The following is a 15,626-nucleotide window of genomic DNA, read 5'->3' on the forward strand; positions in this document are numbered from 1 at the left end:
GCAAGGCGTAGGAACGAGAGAGGCGGACGGACATGACGACACCACGAAGCGAGCCCCGGCCACGGGGCACCGCACCCGGACGGCGGGGCGCCGAACCCGAGCAGCGAAGCGCCGAGCCCAAGCAGCGGGGCTCCGAATCCAAGCCCCGGAGCGAACCGAAGCAGGAGCGCGCCCGGCGCACGAAGGTGCACATCCTCCAGTCGGCGGCCGAGCTCTTCGCCGAGCGCGGCTACGCGACCGTGACCCTGCAGGACGTGGCCGAACGCGCGGAGATGACCAAGGGGGCGGTGTACTTCCACTACACGAACAAGGAGGCCCTGGCGGTCGCGGTCGTGCAGGAGCACTACGCGCGCTGGCCCGAGATCCTCAAGGGCGCCGAGGGCGACCACGAGGAGCCGTTCGAGACGCTCGTCGCCGTCCTCGACGCGGTCACCCGGGCGTTCGCGCGGGACATCGTCGTCCAGGCCGGCGCGCGGCTCCAGATCGAGCGGGCCCTCATCGACGCCGAGCTCCCCGAGCCGTACGTCGGCTGGGAGGAGTACCTCAGCCGGCTGATCGCCGAGGCCCGGGACGCGGGACAACTGCGGGCCGGAGTGGAACCGCGCGCGGCGGCCCGCGTCCTGGTCTCCGCCTTCTTCGGCATGCAGCACATCTCGGACGTCCTCAGCCGCCGCAGGGACCTCGCCGAGCGGCACGAGGAGCTGCGGGCCGTCCTCCTCGAAGGACTGCGCGGCTGATCGGCCGCGCGCCCGCCGTGAGGAACCGGAGAACGGCGTGGCCCCCCACGGGTGCGGGAGGCCACGCCGTACGCGTTCAGCGGGTCGGTGCCGGTCAGGACCTGCTGCCCGAGGCGACCGGAGCCGGCGCGGAAGCGGAACCCGTACCGGAAGCCGTACCGGAACCGGAAGCCACGACGGGGGCCGGGGCGGCCGCGGCGGCCCTGGCGGCGACCCGGCGCAGGTACAGGTTGTTGAGGACCAGCGCCGCCGCCGTGAGCGTGGCGCCCACGATCTGCATGCCGGCCGGGACGACACCGGTCAGGGCGGAGATCACGAAGGCCGTGATCGGCACGACGTCCATGAAGAGGACGCCGTTGAGCGGGCCGAGGTAGCGGTTGCCGAAGTTCCAGCCGAGGACGCCGACGAAACCGGCGATGACGCTCATGTAGGCGAGCTGGGGAAGGATCGAGCCCACGGCGCCCGCCGTCGGGACCGGGACGCCGCCGGCGGCCAGGATGACCGCCGTGATCACGGCGGCGCTGGCGAGGCCGAGGACCGTGGTGATCGCCGTGTACTTGATCGGGGACCAGGTCGGGAAGTAGCCGGCGCCCGAGGTGTAGACGACCCAGCACAGCGCGGCGAAGAGCAGCAGTGCGTCGGCGCCGGCCGTCTTCGGGGAGGCGATCAGGGAGCCGATGTCACCGTCGGAGACGACGAGGATGGTGCCGACGAAGGACATCGCGATGAAGGCGAGCGAGAACTTCGGCGGAACGACCTTCTTCAGCACCCAGTTCACCAGGAAGCCCATCATGGGCATGGTCGCCATCATGATCGAGGCGTTCAGGGCGCCCCGCTCGCCGATGAGGTCCTGTCCGAAGAAGACCAGGAACTGGAAGCCCGCGAAGCCGGCCGTGCCGAACAGCCAGGCCAGACCGATGCGTTCGCCCTTGAGGCGGAGGCCCGCCTTCCCCTCCCGGATCCGGAGGAAGACCAGGAACATCGCACCGGCGATGGTGTAGCGCATCACGGTGAAGGTGAAGGGGTCGATGTGCTTCAGGGTGGAGTCCATGAGGGGGAACATCGCGCCCCAGGACACCGTGGCCAGGAGGCAGAGGAGAACGCCTCGCGTGTACGTGTTCTGACTGTTCATGAGTCTTCCTGTCGGGCCTGAGCCGGAGGGGAGTTGAGGGGACTTCAGGGACTTCGGGGGTCGTGCGGGGGGAGTACGGGGGGGCGGCCGGGTCCCGGATCCGGAGGAGGGGGTACGGGCTCCGGGACCCGGCCGCGTGCGGGGGGGGGTCGTACGGGTGCGCACGGAGGCGGTCGTACGGGGCGGGCCGCACGGTCGCGGGCCGTACGGTCGCGGGTCAGACCCCGGCCGGCTCCGGCTCGCGGGACTCCGCGGGGCGGATGTCGAGCAGCGGCAGGACCGACTCCAGGAGCTGGGCGGCCCGGACCTTGCCGGTCGGGCTGTACGGGATGGCGTCGACGGGGACCACGTACGCCGGGAGGCACGGCACCCGGCGGGCGCAGGCCGCGCTGACCGCCCGGTAGCCGCTCTCCTGGCGCTCGGGGGCGACCGGCGTGAAGGGCACGACGAGCGCCTCGCCGACCCCGGGGAGGCTGGTGCGCAGGACGGCCGTCTCCCGGACGCAGGGCAGGTCCATCAGGTCGGCTTCGAGACCGAAGATGTTGACGTCGAGCGGCTTGCCCGCCTCGGCCTTGGCCACGCCGTCGTTGCGGCCGGTGAGTTCGAGCCGGCCCGCCTCGTCGATGAGTCCGCTGTCACCGGTGAGCAGGAAGCGCTGCGTACGGCCGCCGTAGTCGAGGGTCATGAAGTCCGGTTCGCTCGTCGCGTAGCTGTCCATCAGCTGGTAGCTGGCGATGGCGACCCGGCCCCGGCTGCCCTTGGGGAGCGGCTTGTTCTCGGGGTCGAGGACCACGACGGTGTTGCCGGGCATGGGGCGGCCGGAGCGGCAGGGGGCCACGTGCAGCTCCTCGGGACCGATCATGACGTTCACGCCGGTCTCGGTCGTGCCGTAGTAGAGGTGGAGCACCGGGCCGAGCCGGTCCCAGGCGTTGTTGATGACCCACCGGTTGAGGTGCCGGCCGCCGGAGAGGACGAAGTGCAGGCGGGAGGTCTTGTGCAGGTGCTCGGAGTTCGGGTGGGCGACGACCCGGGCCAGGACCGGCGGCACCATGAGGGTGGTGGAGACGCCCTCGTCCTGGATGATGCGGACGAGCTCCTCGGCGTCGTCGTGGGGGCCGAGGACGACGGTGCCGCCCAGGGTGAGGAAGATGCGCGCCCAGCCCGGCCCGGAGGCGTGGTAGAGCGGCACCGTGACGAGGTGGACGTCCTCTTCGTCGAAGGCGTACTGGTCGACGAGGTCGGCGAAGCGGCGGGCCTCGAAGGAGGTGCGCCGGACGACCATCTTGGGAACGCCGCTGGTGCCGGAGGTGAAGGAGAAGGCTTCGAAGGGCTGCTCCACCGGCCGCGGTTCGCCGGGGGCCGACACGAGGAGGTCGGTGAAGCTGACGGAGACCGTCTGGCCGTCGGGCAGGCCCACGGGCTCGCTGTCGATGAATATGTCGAGTATGTCCCTGCCGCCCGGCCAGCCGCACTCCTCGACGAGGCTCCGGTGGGCCTGGGAGGTGATGACGACGGTCGGCTCCAGCTGGTCGAGCGCGGCGCTCGTCGCGACGGGCCCGGCGGTGTAGTCGAGGCCGACGCAGGGGATGCCGAGGGAGCTGACGGCGGCCATGGAGACCACCAGCTCCCAGCTGTTCTCGGCGAGGAAGACCGCGCGGGCGGGCCGGGTCTCGGGCAGCAGGTCCTGGATGGCGCAGGCCACCCGGCTGACCTTGTCGGCGAAGCTCGCCCAGGTCACGCGGGTCTCGCCGTCGACGACGGCGACGCGCTGGGGCCAGCGGGCGGCGTGCTTGCGGATGTCCGCGATCTTGATCATGGAGGTGCTCTCCTCGAAGTCGGAGGGTGGCGGATCAGCTGGTGGCGACGGCGGTCGCGGCGGCCGTGACGGTGGCCGCGGTGGTGCCGGCGGCCGACACGGCGGCGGCGGCGCCGGCGAGCTGCTGGGTGCTGAGTCGCTCGGCGCCGGCGAGCTGCTGGGGGCCGGGGCTCCCGGTGCGGAGCTGCTCGGTGCCGGGGCTCCCGGTGCGGAGGTTCTCGCCGGCCAGGCGCTCGACGGTCAGGTGGTCGGCGGTGGCCGGCACGGAGCCGGTGGCGGCGGCCCGGACGGCGAGTTCGCGGGCGGAGACGGTGGGGTTCCGCAGCGTGTAGATCTCGCAGCCGCTGGAACGCAGGGTGTCGATCTGACTGAGCGTCCGCTCGCAGAGCTTCTCGCCGGGCACCGTGATGGGGATGCCGGGCGGGTAGGCGATGATGAAGTGCTCGGAGGTGCCCGTGGCCAGGGCCGCGGAGGCGCTCCGGTAGGTGCGCTGGATGGTGCGCAGGGCGTCGAGGAGCCGCAGCAGGGTCGCCTCGTCCACTCCGATGTGGATGTGGAAGAGGACCGCGTCGCCGCTCTCCCGGGCCACGTACAGCGCGTACTCGTCGAAGAGCATCCGGCGGAAGTCGGCCGCCGTGATGCCGAGGGCGCTGATGTCGACGAGGACCCGGGTGGGGTCGTCGCTGACGAGCTGCGCGGCGTCGGTGAGGTGGCCGTCGGGTCCGAGCGGGCGGTACGCGGAGAGCCTCGGGTCCGTGGCGAGCTCGACGCGCAGGGTGCGGGCGAGGCCGAGGGAGCGGCCGAGGAGCGACTCGCCCTCGGTCTCGGCCTGGAGCCGGGCCAGGTCCAGGCTGGCGAGGACGGGCCAGCTGGGCGAGGTGGTGTGGTGCTGGAAGAGTGCCTGCGCGGTGCGCTCCTGGGCCTCCCCGTCGCCGATGAGGTGCAGGTACGAGCCCTGGCGGAGCGCGGACATCGACTTGTGCGCGGAGTGGGTGACGGCCACGTTCATGGCGAGGCGCGGGTCGGCGGCGCGGAGCCCCTCGACGGCGTGCAGCGCGGTGAGCGGGCGCAGCCGGGGGTGGAAGCGGTGCGCCGCGCCCCAGGCCTCGTCGACGAGGACGGAGACGGTGGGGTGGACGGCGGCGAGCTCGGCGAGGACGGTCGGCAGGTCGTACCGGACGCCGTCGTAGGAGACGGCGGAGAGGACGACGGTGTCGAACGGCCGTCCCTCGGCCGCGGCGGCGCGGAACATCTCCAGGAGCCGGGGCAGGTCCGCGTACGTCCGGGGGCAGCCGTCGCAGCAGCGCTGCATGGGGGCGTACGCGACCTGGACGCCGAGCGAGTTGAGGGCGAAGTGCACCGACTGGTGGCAGGAGCGGTCCGCGAGGACGCGCGAGCCGGGCTGGGTCAGCGCGGTCAGGGCGACCCGGTTGGCGGTGCTGGTGCCGGCCGAGAGGAAGAAGGTGGCGTCGGCGCCGAAGCTGCGGGCCGCGAGGCGCTGGGCCTCGCGGAGCGGGCCCCGTGGCCGGAAGAAGGAGTCGAGCATCGTGCCGCTGTAGGACACGTCGGCCGCGAGCTGCGCGACGCCGAAGAGCGCCTCGTAGGTCTCCCGCATGTGGGAGTCGCGGATAGACCGGCCGTGCGAGAGCGGCAGCGCGTGGAACGTGGCGATGTCACGTCGGGCGACTGCGAGCACGGCGTCAGCGAGGGGGGTCCTGCCGTCCGGGTAGGCCCCGGAACGAGCCGGCGGTGTCGCCGGCTCCGGAGTGGAGCTGGTGGATGCGGTCATGGACCCATGAAATAAAAACCTTCGCGAAGGTATCAACTATCATCAGCGACGCTGATGGACCCCGCCGGGGGCTCCCCCTCCGACCTGCGCGAGCGCCGGGACGCCCACCGATGCGGACCCCGGCGCTCCGGCGCCTCCCCGGCCCCCGTCTACTTCACGAGGGTCTCGAAACCGGCCCGGTCGCAGGAGGACACGACGCGCCCCTCGGCCCTCACATCGGCGCCCGTGACCGCGGCGACGGTGTCGTCGAGGACGCGGGCGCTGTCCTCGTCGTGCCCCTTCGAGTCGAGCACCCGGGCGGCGGAGACCACGGTCGGGGCGAGCGCCCCGGCACCTCCGTCCGCGGGGCCGCCGGGCTTCTTCGGGAAGGCGTCCACGGAGTTCCGCGCCTCCTGCCAGGTGCCCAGCCTGGTGCAGTAGTCCTGCCAGTACGCCCTCACCTCGTCGGCGTCGGACGACGAACAGCCGCCCAGCAGGACCGCGGCGACCACCGCGGTCAGCGCCCGGTTCCCCTTCCGCACGTCCCGCCCCCTAGCCACGGACGCGCCGCGGACGCGCCACCAGTTCGCCGCCGCAGTTGGGGCAGACGTCGTGCATGGCGTCGGCGCACGGCACGCAGAAGCTGCACTCGAACGAGCAGATCCGGGCGGGCCCGTCCGGCGCCAGCGCCTCGACCTCACAACGCTCGCACCGTTCGCGCATCTCCAGGGCCATGACCGGCTCCCCCTCCTCGTACGACTGACGACCCCTCCATGATCGGCACCGGCCCGGCCCCCCTCAACAGCCGGGCGGCCAAAGACCGACGGGATCGGGACGGCGACGGCCACGGACCCGGTCGGTCCCCCGGCGCCCGTCCGCCGGCATCGACACCCCGGCACCGGCGCCCCGGCGGACCGGCCGGCGGGATCCACCGCGCGACCGCCCGGAGCGGCACCGGGCCCGAGGCGATCACGTGGACGTGATCCGTCCGTTCCTCGACGCCCCCGTCGGCCCCGCGGGATCAGCGCAGTCCGAAGCGTTCGGCCCAGGCGGTCACATCGGCGGTCGTGGCGTTGCCCCCGCAGACCACCAGACCCAGCCTGGCGCCCTCGCCGACGCGCTCCAGCACCTGGCGTGCCGCGGGCAGCAGACAGCCGGCGGCGGGCTCGGCCCAGAGCTTCGCGTGCTCCGCCAGGTCGAGGGTGCCCCGCACGGCCTCGGCGTCGGTCACCGTGAGCACGTCGGCGACCAGCGTCGAGACGTGCTCGTAGGTGAGCCGCGAGGCGCTGGGGGCGCTCAGGGTCGAGACGATCGAGGACAGTTCGACCGGCGTCGGCCCACCGGAGGCCAGGGCCGCCGACATCGCCCGCGCCCCTTCGGTCTCCACGCCCCAGATCCGCACCCCCGGACGGCGCGCGTGCAGCGCCGCGGCGACCCCGGAGACCAGTCCCCCGCCGCCGATGCTGACGAGCACGTCGGTGAGCTCCCCGGCGTCCTCCGCGAACTCCAGGCCGACGGTGCCCTGGGCGGCGATGACGACGGGGTCGTCGAAGGGGTGGACCAGGGTGAGCCCCTGCTCCCGGACTTCGTCCACCAGGGCGAACGCGTCGTCCATGGAGTCGGCGAGGATGACGTTCGCCCCGGCGGCACCGGCACGGTCCACGGCGCGGGCGGGCGCGGAGCGCGGCATGACGACGGTCGCCTTGACGCCCAGCGCCCCGGCCATGACCGCCACGGCGATGCCGTGGTTGCCGCCGCTCACCGCCACCACCCCGGCGGCCCGTTCGGCCTCGCCGAGCGTGAGGAGCTTCGCCGTCGCGCCGCGCGCCTTGAAGGAGCCGGTGCGCTGCAGCAGTTCCAGCTTCGCGGTGACCGGTGCGCCCAGGAGGGCGGACAGCCCGGGGCTCGGCACCGTCGGGGTCCGCACGACGTGCTCGGCGATCCGCTCGGCCGCCGCTTCCACGTCCTCGACAGTGATCAGCACCTGCGCCTCCGTCACACGATCCGGGCCGCGGTGACCGGGATCCGTGTCGCGCGGGGTCGTCGGCCACGGGGCCCGACGCCCTCGTGCGGTGATCGACCGGGCGGCAGTTCGATCACCCTACGCCGCCCCCGCCCCGTCCCGCGAGGCCCCGTCCGCTCCCACCGGCCCGCGGGCCTCCCGTCGGGCCCGCCGGGACTGCGTACGGACCGCGCCCATGCTCGCCGCGACGACGAGGGCGATCGCGAGGGCGTCGGTGCCGGACAGCGCCTGGTCGAGGACGAGGAAGCCGGCCGTCGCGGCGATGGCCGGTTCCAGGCTCATCAGGATCGCGAAGGTGGGCGCGGGCAGCCGGCGCAGCGCGAGGAGTTCCAGGGTGTACGGGAGGACCGAGGACATCAGCGCGACGACGAGGCCCAGGCCGATCGTCGACGGCACGAGGAGCCCGCCGCCCGCCTCCGTGATGCCGAACGGCAGGCTGAGGACGGCGCCGAAGGCCATGGCCAGCGCGAGCCCGTCGGCCTGCGGGAAGCGGCGTCCCGTACGCGCGCTGAAGACGATGTACGTGGCCCACATGGCGCCCGCCGCGAGCGCGAAGGCCGCGCCGAGCGGGTCGAGGCGGTCGAAGCCGCCGCCGCCGAGGAGGACGACGCCGCCGAGGGCGAGCCCCGCCCACAGGAGGTTCACCAGCCGGCGGGAGGCGGCCACGGAGAGGATCAGCGGGCCGAGGACCTCCAGGGTCACGGCGGCGCCCAGGGGGATCCGGTCGGCGGCTTGGTAGAAGAGGATGTTCATGCCGGCCATGGCGGTGCCGAAGGCGACGACCGTCCCCCAGTCGGCGCGGCCGTAGCCGCGGACCCTGGGCCGGCAGGCGATCAGCAGGACGGCGGCGGCGAGCACGAGCCGCAGGGTGACGACGCCGAGGGCGCCCGCGCGGGGCATGAGCAGGACGGCGACGGCGGAGCCGAACTGCACGGACAGCCCGCCGGCGACGACGAGCGCGACGGGCCCGAGCCGGCGCCCGGCCGCGGACCGGGGCGCCTCCGCCCCGGCCGCCGCGGGCGGCGCCGCCGGGGCCACCTCCTTGACGGGACCGTCCACCGAAGACTCCTTCACCCACGCGCCAGTCCATCCGACTGAACCATCAGTACAGAATAGTGCACCCTCCGTCCGGCCGGGGGCCGGAACACCCTTCCCACGCTAAGAGCCCACGCGCCGCACCGGAAATGCCGATTGCGCTGCGGTTATGCTCCGGACGCATGAGCATCGAGCTGCGCCACCTCCGCTGCTTCCTCGCCATCGCCGAAGAGTCCAGCCTCACCAGGGCGGCCGCCCGGCTCCACCTCACCCAGCCCGCCGTCTCCCGCACGCTCGCCGCCCTGGAGCAGCACCTCGGCGCCCGGCTCGTCGACCGCTCCACCCACCACCTCGCGCTCACCGCCGAAGGCCGCGCGTTCCAGGACCGGGCGGCCGCCGCGCTCGCCGCCTTCGAGGCCGCCGTCGACCCCGCGCGGCTGCGCCACCGCCCGCTCCGCCTCGGGCACGCCTGGTCGGCCTTCGGCCCGTACACCACTCCCCTGCTCCGGCGCTGGCAGCGCGCCCACCCCGAGACCCCGCTCGAACTCCTCCGCATCGACGACCGCACCGCCGGCCTCGCCCGGGGCGAGGTCGACGCGGCGCTGCTGCGCGGGGCCGTGGAGGCGCCCGGCCTGGTCACGGCGGAGCTGACGACCGAGGAGCGGGTGGCCGCGCTGCCCGCCGACCACCCGCTCGCGGACCGTCCCTCCCTCGCGCTCACCGACCTGACGGGCGAGACGGTCGTCCTCAACACCGTCTCGGGAGCGACCACCCTCGCGCTCTGGCCCCCCGCGGCCCGCCCGACGGCCACCCTCACCGTCGCCAACACCGACGACTGGCTCACGGCGATCGCCGCCGGCCGGGGCATCGGCGTCTCCTCCGCCTCCACGGCGGCCCTCCACCCCCATCCGGGCGTCACCTACCGCCCGCTCCCCGGCACACCCCCGCTCCCGGTGCTCCTCGCCTGGCGGGACGCCTTCCCGCACCCGGCGACGGAGGCGCTGGTGGCGATGGCCCGGGAGATCGTCAGCGGGAGGTGACGGCTGCGGCGTCCCGCCGGAGGGAGCGCCAGACGTGCAGCGCCCAGGCGTGCTGCTCCGGCTGCTCGTACGAGCAGAACAGTCCGGCCGCCGAACCGTCCGGCTCGACCGCGTACGCGGTGAGCTCGTGGCGCGTCCGCCCCGTGTCCCGCGGAGTGGACCAGAAGGCGTACCGCACCCCGCCGTCCGGCAGACGCTCGGTGTGGTCCTGCCCCTCCGGCACCGCGGGGGCCCCTTCGAGGAGCGCGGCCAGGAAGTCCTCGGCGGCACGGCCCGGCACGGTGTCCCGGAAGAGCCCCACGGCCACGCCGCGGTCCTGTGCCGCGAACTGGTCGGCCCCGTTCTCGAACCGCGCGGAGAACCCGGCGGTGCGCTCCACCGACCACCCCTCGTCGAGATCGGTCCGCACGGCGACGGGCAGGGGGTGCGGGAAACGGGCGAGGACGTCGTCCCGGTCCCAGGTCTCTCCCAGGAGACGTACGGCCTCCGGTCCGTGCCCCTCCGCCAGGTACGGAAGCTCCTCCGGGTCGGAGATCCGCCCGGTGAACTCCGCCCCGAGCATCGCCTCGCCCCACGGTCGTACGGCGTTGGCGAGCCGGCCGCGCACGACGAGCTCGGGATAGGCGACCTCGTCGTCCCAGACCTCGGCGGCACGCCGGAAGGTCTCCTCGTCGACCTCCATCCAGGCCCCGAGGACGAGTTCGGTGTCCCCGGTCAGCCGCACCGGCACCAGACACCGCACGAAGAACCCGGCCCCGTCGAGGGCGAGGAGCGCGCCCGGCCCGGGAGACCGCCGCGCCTCCTCGGGCAGTTCGAGGGCGACGTCCGGCAGCCCGAAGCGAACGTCGACGCGGCGCTCGTCGGCGAGGGCGTCACCACAGCAGGAACAGGTGGTGGGGGCGGGGTCGGAAGCACTCATTCCCGCACCCTACGCAGGCCGGGCGCGCCCCTGCGCGGCGGCGTCGGCGAAGGCAGCGGAGGCAGGTCCGCCGGGCCGGACCGGGCCGGTCAGGAGTCCCCTTCCTCGTCCAGCGCCTCGTCCCCCTCCTCGTCCAGCGCCTCCGCCAGCACCTCCGCCAGGTGCCGTCCCCGCGCGTCCGTCAGGTCCCCGATCTGCGTCCTGCACGAGAAGCCGTCCGCCAGGACCACCGCGTCCGGAGCGGCGGTCCGCAGCGCCGGAAGCAGCTGGTCCTCCGCGCAGGCGACCGACACCTCGTAGTGGCCCGGTTCGAAGCCGAAGTTGCCCGCCAGGCCGCAGCAGCCGCCCGCGAGGTCGCCCGTCAGGCCCGCCCGTTCCCGGAGGCGGCGGTCCGCCGCGTCGCCCAGGACGGCGTGCTGGTGGCAGTGGGTCTGGCCGGTGACCGGCCGGTCGAGGCGGGGCGGGACCCAGCCGGGGGCCAGCTCCTCCAGGGCCTCCGCGAAGGTGCGGACCGCCCCCGCGAGCCGCGCCGCGCGGGGATCGTCCGGGAGCAGCTCCGGCAGGTCGGTGCGGAGGGTCGCCGCGCAGGAGGGTTCGAGGACGACGACGGGGCGGACGCGGCCCCCGGAACCACCGGAGCCCTCCCCGTCCCCCATCACGTCGAGCGTCCGCCGCATCACCTTCCGCGCCGCTCCCAGCTGCCCCGTCGACACGTACGTCAGCCCGCAGCAGACCCGGCCCGGCGGCAGGTCCACGCCGAGGCCCGCGTCCTCCAGGACGCGGACGGCGGCCTCGCCGACCCCGGGCGCCAGGTGGTTCGTGAAGGTGTCCGGCCACAGGGTGAGGACCGGCGCGCGGGTCGAGGCGCGCTGGGCGAACCAGTACGCGAAGGACCGTTCCGCCACCCTCGGCATCGTCCGCTCCGGCGTCACCCCCGCGAGCCGCGCCGCGAACGGCAGCGCCAGCGCCGCGTTCAGCCCCCTCCCGAAGTGCGCCAGCCACCCCGGCAGACGGCCCATCGTCCAGTGCGAGCGCGGCCGGCGCAGCAGCCCGCCGGGGCCCGCGTAGTGCCGGTCGAGGAACTCCGCCTTGTACGCGGCCATGTCGACGCCCACCGGGCAGTCGCTGCGGCAGCCCTTGCAGGACAGGCACAGGTCGAGGGCTTCCCTCACCTCCTCCGAACGCCAGCCGTCGGTGATCACCTCGCCGAGCGCCATCTCGTGCAGGAGCCGCGCCCGGCCCCGGGTGGAGTGCTTCTCCTCCCCCGTCACCCGGTAGGAGGGGCACATCACGCCCGGCCCCGTGCTCGGCCCGGCCACCCGGCACCTGGCCACCCCCACGCACCGGGCGGCGGCCCTGCCCACCCCCACCACGGGCAGTCCCTCGAACCGCAGCCCCTCGTCCAGTCGCTTCGGCCGCACCAGCATCCCCGGGTTGAGGCCCCCGTCCGGGTCCCACACGTCCTTGACCGCGCCGAAGAGGCCGACCAGCTCCTCGCCGTACATCCTCGGCAGCAGTTCGGCCCTCGCCTGCCCGTCGCCGTGCTCGCCGGAGAGCGAACCGCCGTGGGCGACCACGAGGTCGGCGGCCGCCTCCGAGAACCGGCGGAAGTCCCGTACGCCCTCGCCCGTCCACAGGTCGAAGTCGATCCGCACGTGCACGCAGCCGTCCCCGAAGTGCCCGTACGGGACTCCCCGGAGGCCGAAGTCCGCGAGCAGCGACCGGAATTCCCGCAAGTAGGCGCCGAGCCGTGCCGGCGGCACCGCGCAGTCCTCCCAGCCCGGCCAGGCGTCCCCGCCCCCCGGCATCCGGGTCGCCGTCCCCGCCGCGTCCTCCCGGATCCGCCACAGCACCCGCTGCCCGGCCGGATCCCGGACCACGGCCGCGTCGACGGCGTCCGCCGCCCGGACCAGCGCCCGCGCCGCCGCCTCCCCGTCGACCTCGCAGAACAGCCACGCCCCGCCCTCCGGCAGCCCGGAGGCGCCCCGCACGAGATCGGCCGCCATGCCCTCCACCGTCAGCGGCCCGTGCTCCAGCAGCCCGGCCGCCGCGTCGGCCGCCGCGCTCTCGTCCGCGTACCCGAGGACGACGAGGACGGGCTCGGCGGGCAGCGGGACGAGGGCCACCGTCGCCTCCGTCACCACGCCGAGCGTGCCCTCGCTGCCGCAGAAGGAGCGGGCCACGTCCACGCCCCGCTCGGGGAGCAGCGCGTCGAGGGCGTAGCCGGAGATCCGGCGGGGCAGTCCGGCCGGGTAGCCGGTCCGGAGGAGGGCGAGGTGACGGTCGACTAGGTCGAGGAGTCCGGGCGGCGCGCCCCGTCCACCCCGCCCCAGTGTCAACTCGGCTCCTCCGTAGGTCACCACTTCGAGCGAGCGCACGTTGTCCGCCGTGGTCCCCCAGGCGACCGAGTGCGCCCCGCACGCGTTGTTTCCGATCATGCCGCCGAGGGTGCAGCGGCTGTGCGTGGACGGGTCGGGGCCGAAGGTCAGCCCGTACGGGCGGGCCGCCGCCCGCAGCCGGTCGAGGACGAGCCCCGGCCGGACCACGGCCGTCCGCTCCCCGGGATCCAGCGAGACGATCCCGCCCATGTGCCGTGTGAGGTCGAGCACGACGCCGGTGCCGGTCGCCTGGCCCCCGATCGAGGTCCCGGCGCCCCGGGCGACGACCGGCGTGGTGCCGTGCGCCCGGCACACCTCCAGGGCTGCCGCGACGTCGGCGGCGTCGCGCGGCGCGACCGTACCGGCAGGCACGCGGCGGTAGTTGGAGGCGTCCATCGTCGTCAGGGCCCTGGCGGCGGCGGAGAAGTCGACCTCCCCGGCGACGGCGGCACGCAGGTCGGCGGCGAGTCCGGACGGGTCGTGATCGTGTGTTCCCACAAGCCCAGGATGTCTCAGTCCTCGTCTCATCGGGCGGACATCCGACGACCGGCGCCTCCGCGACCCGATACTCTCCGCCTCGTGGCTGAGATCCGGATTCCCGCTGACATCAAGCCCGCCGACGGCCGTTTCGGCGCGGGCCCCTCCAAGGTGCGTACGGAGGCGCTGGACGCCCTGGCCGCCACCGGCACCTCCCTCCTCGGCACGTCCCACCGCCAGGCTCCGGTCAAGAACCTGGTCGGCGAGGTACGTGCCGGCATCTCCGACCTCTTCTCGCTGCCCGAGGGCTACGAGGTGATCCTGGGCAACGGCGGCTCCACCGCCTTCTGGGACGTCGCGACCCACGGCCTCATCGAGAACAAGTCGCAGCACCTCACCTTCGGCGAGTTCTCCTCCAAGTTCGCGAAGGCCGCCAAGCTGGCCCCCTGGCTTGCCGAGCCGACCGTGATCTCCTCCGACCCGGGCACCCACCCGGAGCCGGTGGCCGAGGCGGGCGTCGACGTCTACGCGTACACCCACAACGAGACCTCCACCGGCGTCGCCGCCCCGATCAAGCGGGTCGCGGGCGCCGACGAGGGCGCGCTCGTCCTGGTCGACGCGACCTCGGGCGCGGGCGGCCTCCCGGTCGACATCACCGAGACGGACGTCTACTACTTCGCCCCGCAGAAGTCCTTCGCCGCCGAGGGCGGCCTGTGGCTCGCGGCCTTCTCCCCGGCCGCCCTGGAGCGGGCGCAGAAGATCCACGGCTCGGGCCGGCACGTCCCCGAGTTCTTCTCCCTCCCGACGGCGATCGACAACTCGCTGAAGAACCAGACGTACAACACCCCTGCCCTTTCGACCCTCTTCCTGCTCAACGAGCAGCTGAAGTGGATCAACGGCCAGGGCGGTCTGGACTGGGCGGTGGCCCGGACGAAGGAGTCCTCGGACGCCCTGTACACCTGGGCCGAGGAGTCGAAGCACGCGACCCCGTTCGTCACCGACCCGGCGAAGCGCTCGCAGGTCATCGGCACGATCGACTTCGCGGACGAGATCGACGCGGCGGCGGTCGCGAAGATGCTGCGCGCCAACGGCATCGTGGACACCGAGCCGTACCGCAAGCTGGGCCGCAACCAGCTGCGGATCGCGATGTTCCCGGCGGTCGACCCGGCGGACGTGCGGGCCCTGACGGCCTGCATCGACCACGTCATCGAGAAGCTCTGACCTTTACGCCATCGAGAGGCTCCGGCCTTCTCGCCGTACGAAGGGCCCGGCAGCGGACACCGTCCGCGCCGGGCCCTTCGTCATCCCTTCCGGAGCAGGCGCTTGATGCCGAGGACGAGGACCGTGGCGCCCGCGAGGACGAGGAAGCCGGTGGTGGCGCTCCCCTGGCCGTCCTCGCCCTGCGCCGTCGGGGACTTCGGCGCGTCCGGCGCGTGCGGGGACGACGGGCCCGGGGTGCCGTCCGACGGCCCGGCCGCCCCGTCCCGCTCGACCCGCACCACCCGGCTGCCCCGGCCCTCGGAGCCGAACATGAAGGCCGAGCCGTCCGGGGTGTACGTCACCGACTCGGCCTGGCCCTGGAAGGGGGCCCCGACCGCCGTGCCCCCGTCGCCGAGGCGCCCGTCCTTCCAGGCGTACTCCTCGGCCGTGAAGTAGCCGCGCAGGACGAGCCGGCCGCCGTCCGGGGAGAAGGCGCCGTCCGTCACCCAGGGCACCTCGCCGACGCGCCGGAAGACGTTCGTGCCGGACGGGGAGAGCCGCTCGGGGCCCGCGTACAGGCCGCCGCCGTCCTCGTTCTTGCTCGCGATGTACACCCGGCCGGTCTTCGGATGGACCATCAGCGCCTCGGCGTTGCGGGCCCCGTCGGCGTACTTCACGACGTACTGCTTCGCCCGGACGGTCTGGTCCTTCAGGGTCTTCGGCTCGGGGAAGCGGTAGATCCAGACGTGGTCCCAGGATCCGTCGAGGTTGTCGCCGATGTCGCCGACGTAGATGTCGCCGTCCGGGCCGACGGAGATCGCCTCCATGTCGCGGGGGGTGCCGACGCCGGCCATGGTGAGGGTGGCGACGGTCTTTCCCGTACGGGAGTCGATGCCGTAGATCAGGGGCGCGTCCTGGTCGTTGTGCGTCCAGTAGATCCCGGGGTGGGCCCGGCTGGCGGCGAGGCCGCTGGACTCGGTGATCCGGGCGTCCTCGATCGTGAAGTCCCGGTCGGGTTCCTGCCCTTGGGCACGGGCATGGCCGGCCGGGAGCAGCGCGAGGGCGGCGGCCGCGCCGAGGGCGCACAGAGCAGATCGCATG

General features: G+C 74.0%; 13 protein-coding genes. 3 read left to right on the forward strand and 10 right to left on the reverse strand.

The annotated features are described in order from the left end of the window. Positions 1–32: 32 nt before the first annotated feature. Positions 33–737, forward strand: a complete 705-nt coding sequence (locus IE180_RS16460; protein ID WP_229860514.1) for a ScbR family autoregulator-binding transcription factor — start codon at positions 33–35, stop codon at positions 735–737. A gap of 94 nt (positions 738–831) precedes the next feature. Here IE180_RS16460 and IE180_RS16465 read toward each other — a convergent pair whose 3' ends face one another. The 7 genes from IE180_RS16465 to IE180_RS16495 form a co-directional block, all read right to left on the reverse strand. Continuing rightward, on the reverse strand, positions 832–1,869 hold the full coding sequence (locus IE180_RS16465) for a DMT family transporter (protein WP_190157607.1): 1,038 nt from the start codon (positions 1,867–1,869) through the stop codon (positions 832–834). Between the two features lie 217 nt (positions 1,870–2,086). After that, positions 2,087–3,685, reverse strand: a complete 1,599-nt coding sequence (locus IE180_RS16470; RefSeq protein WP_190157608.1) for a class I adenylate-forming enzyme family protein — start codon at positions 3,683–3,685, stop codon at positions 2,087–2,089. A 34-nt stretch (positions 3,686–3,719) separates the two neighbouring features. Further along, a complete protein-coding gene (locus IE180_RS16475; RefSeq protein ID WP_190157609.1) occupies positions 3,720–5,474 on the reverse strand; it encodes an aminotransferase class I/II-fold pyridoxal phosphate-dependent enzyme in 1,755 nt (584 codons plus the stop codon). A gap of 149 nt (positions 5,475–5,623) precedes the next feature. Next, positions 5,624–5,995 carry a hypothetical protein gene (locus IE180_RS16480; RefSeq protein WP_190157610.1) on the reverse strand — a complete coding sequence of 124 codons (372 nt, stop codon included), beginning with the start codon at positions 5,993–5,995 and terminating at the stop codon, positions 5,624–5,626. A gap of 10 nt (positions 5,996–6,005) precedes the next feature. After that, positions 6,006–6,188, reverse strand: a complete 183-nt coding sequence (locus tag IE180_RS16485) for a DUF1272 domain-containing protein (RefSeq protein WP_190157611.1) — start codon at positions 6,186–6,188, stop codon at positions 6,006–6,008. A gap of 286 nt (positions 6,189–6,474) precedes the next feature. Then, positions 6,475–7,434, reverse strand: coding sequence for a threonine/serine dehydratase family protein (locus IE180_RS16490; protein WP_190157703.1), 960 nt, complete (start codon positions 7,432–7,434; stop codon positions 6,475–6,477). Positions 7,435–7,554: 120 nt separating this feature from the next. Continuing rightward, complete coding sequence (locus IE180_RS16495) at positions 7,555–8,514, reverse strand: EamA family transporter (protein ID WP_190157704.1); 960 nt, start codon at positions 8,512–8,514, stop codon at positions 7,555–7,557. Between the two features lie 179 nt (positions 8,515–8,693). Here IE180_RS16495 and IE180_RS16500 point away from each other — a divergent pair, with 179 nt between their 5' ends. After that, the gene (locus IE180_RS16500) at positions 8,694–9,551 is read left to right on the forward strand and encodes a LysR family transcriptional regulator (RefSeq protein ID WP_229860515.1); all 858 of its coding nucleotides are present in this window, start codon (positions 8,694–8,696) and stop codon (positions 9,549–9,551) included. Here IE180_RS16500 and IE180_RS16505 read toward each other — a convergent pair. Both IE180_RS16505 and IE180_RS16510 read right to left on the reverse strand, forming a co-directional pair. Next, positions 9,538–10,470: a DUF2199 domain-containing protein gene (locus IE180_RS16505; RefSeq protein ID WP_190157613.1), complete on the reverse strand. Its 933-nt coding sequence runs from the start codon at positions 10,468–10,470 to the stop codon at positions 9,538–9,540. The two genes, IE180_RS16500 and IE180_RS16505, sit on opposite strands and share 14 nt — an antisense overlap. An 89-nt stretch (positions 10,471–10,559) precedes the next feature. Continuing rightward, positions 10,560–13,376, reverse strand: coding sequence for an FAD-binding and (Fe-S)-binding domain-containing protein (locus IE180_RS16510; RefSeq protein ID WP_190157614.1), 2,817 nt, complete (start codon positions 13,374–13,376; stop codon positions 10,560–10,562). 51 nt (positions 13,377–13,427) lie between these two features. On the opposite strand from IE180_RS16510, the gene serC reads away from it, so the two are divergent. Next, complete coding sequence (serC, locus tag IE180_RS16515; protein WP_190157615.1) at positions 13,428–14,546, forward strand: phosphoserine transaminase; 1,119 nt, start codon at positions 13,428–13,430, stop codon at positions 14,544–14,546. A gap of 80 nt (positions 14,547–14,626) precedes the next feature. Here the strand turns inward: serC and IE180_RS16520 are convergent, their stop codons facing one another. Next, entirely contained in the window at positions 14,627–15,625 is a 999-nt protein-coding gene (locus IE180_RS16520; RefSeq protein WP_190157616.1) for a WD40 repeat domain-containing protein, read from the reverse strand. Position 15,626 lies beyond the last annotated feature (1 nt).

Origin of the sequence: Streptomyces litmocidini (assembly GCF_014649755.1) — a bacterium.
Classification (GTDB): Bacteria; Actinomycetota; Actinomycetes; order Streptomycetales; family Streptomycetaceae; genus Streptomyces; species Streptomyces litmocidini.

Bases quoted from the DNA above. Each gene is read 5' to 3' on its own strand.
- IE180_RS16510 (WP_190157614.1), bottom strand. From the start codon at position 13,376: ATGAGACGAGGACTGAGACATCCTGGGCTTGTGGGAACACACGATCAC.
- IE180_RS16475 (WP_190157609.1), bottom strand. From the start codon at position 5,474: ATGACCGCATCCACCAGCTCCACTCCGGAGCCGGCGACACCGCCGGCT.
- IE180_RS16520 (WP_190157616.1), bottom strand. From the start codon at position 15,625: ATGCGATCTGCTCTGTGCGCCCTCGGCGCGGCCGCCGCCCTCGCGCTG.
- IE180_RS16470 (WP_190157608.1), bottom strand. From the start codon at position 3,685: ATGATCAAGATCGCGGACATCCGCAAGCACGCCGCCCGCTGGCCCCAG.
- IE180_RS16460 (WP_229860514.1), top strand. From the start codon at position 33: ATGACGACACCACGAAGCGAGCCCCGGCCACGGGGCACCGCACCCGGA.
- IE180_RS16505 (WP_190157613.1), bottom strand. From the start codon at position 10,470: ATGAGTGCTTCCGACCCCGCCCCCACCACCTGTTCCTGCTGTGGTGAC.
- IE180_RS16465 (WP_190157607.1), bottom strand. From the start codon at position 1,869: ATGAACAGTCAGAACACGTACACGCGAGGCGTTCTCCTCTGCCTCCTG.
- IE180_RS16485 (WP_190157611.1), bottom strand. From the start codon at position 6,188: ATGGCCCTGGAGATGCGCGAACGGTGCGAGCGTTGTGAGGTCGAGGCG.
- IE180_RS16500 (WP_229860515.1), top strand. From the start codon at position 8,694: ATGAGCATCGAGCTGCGCCACCTCCGCTGCTTCCTCGCCATCGCCGAA.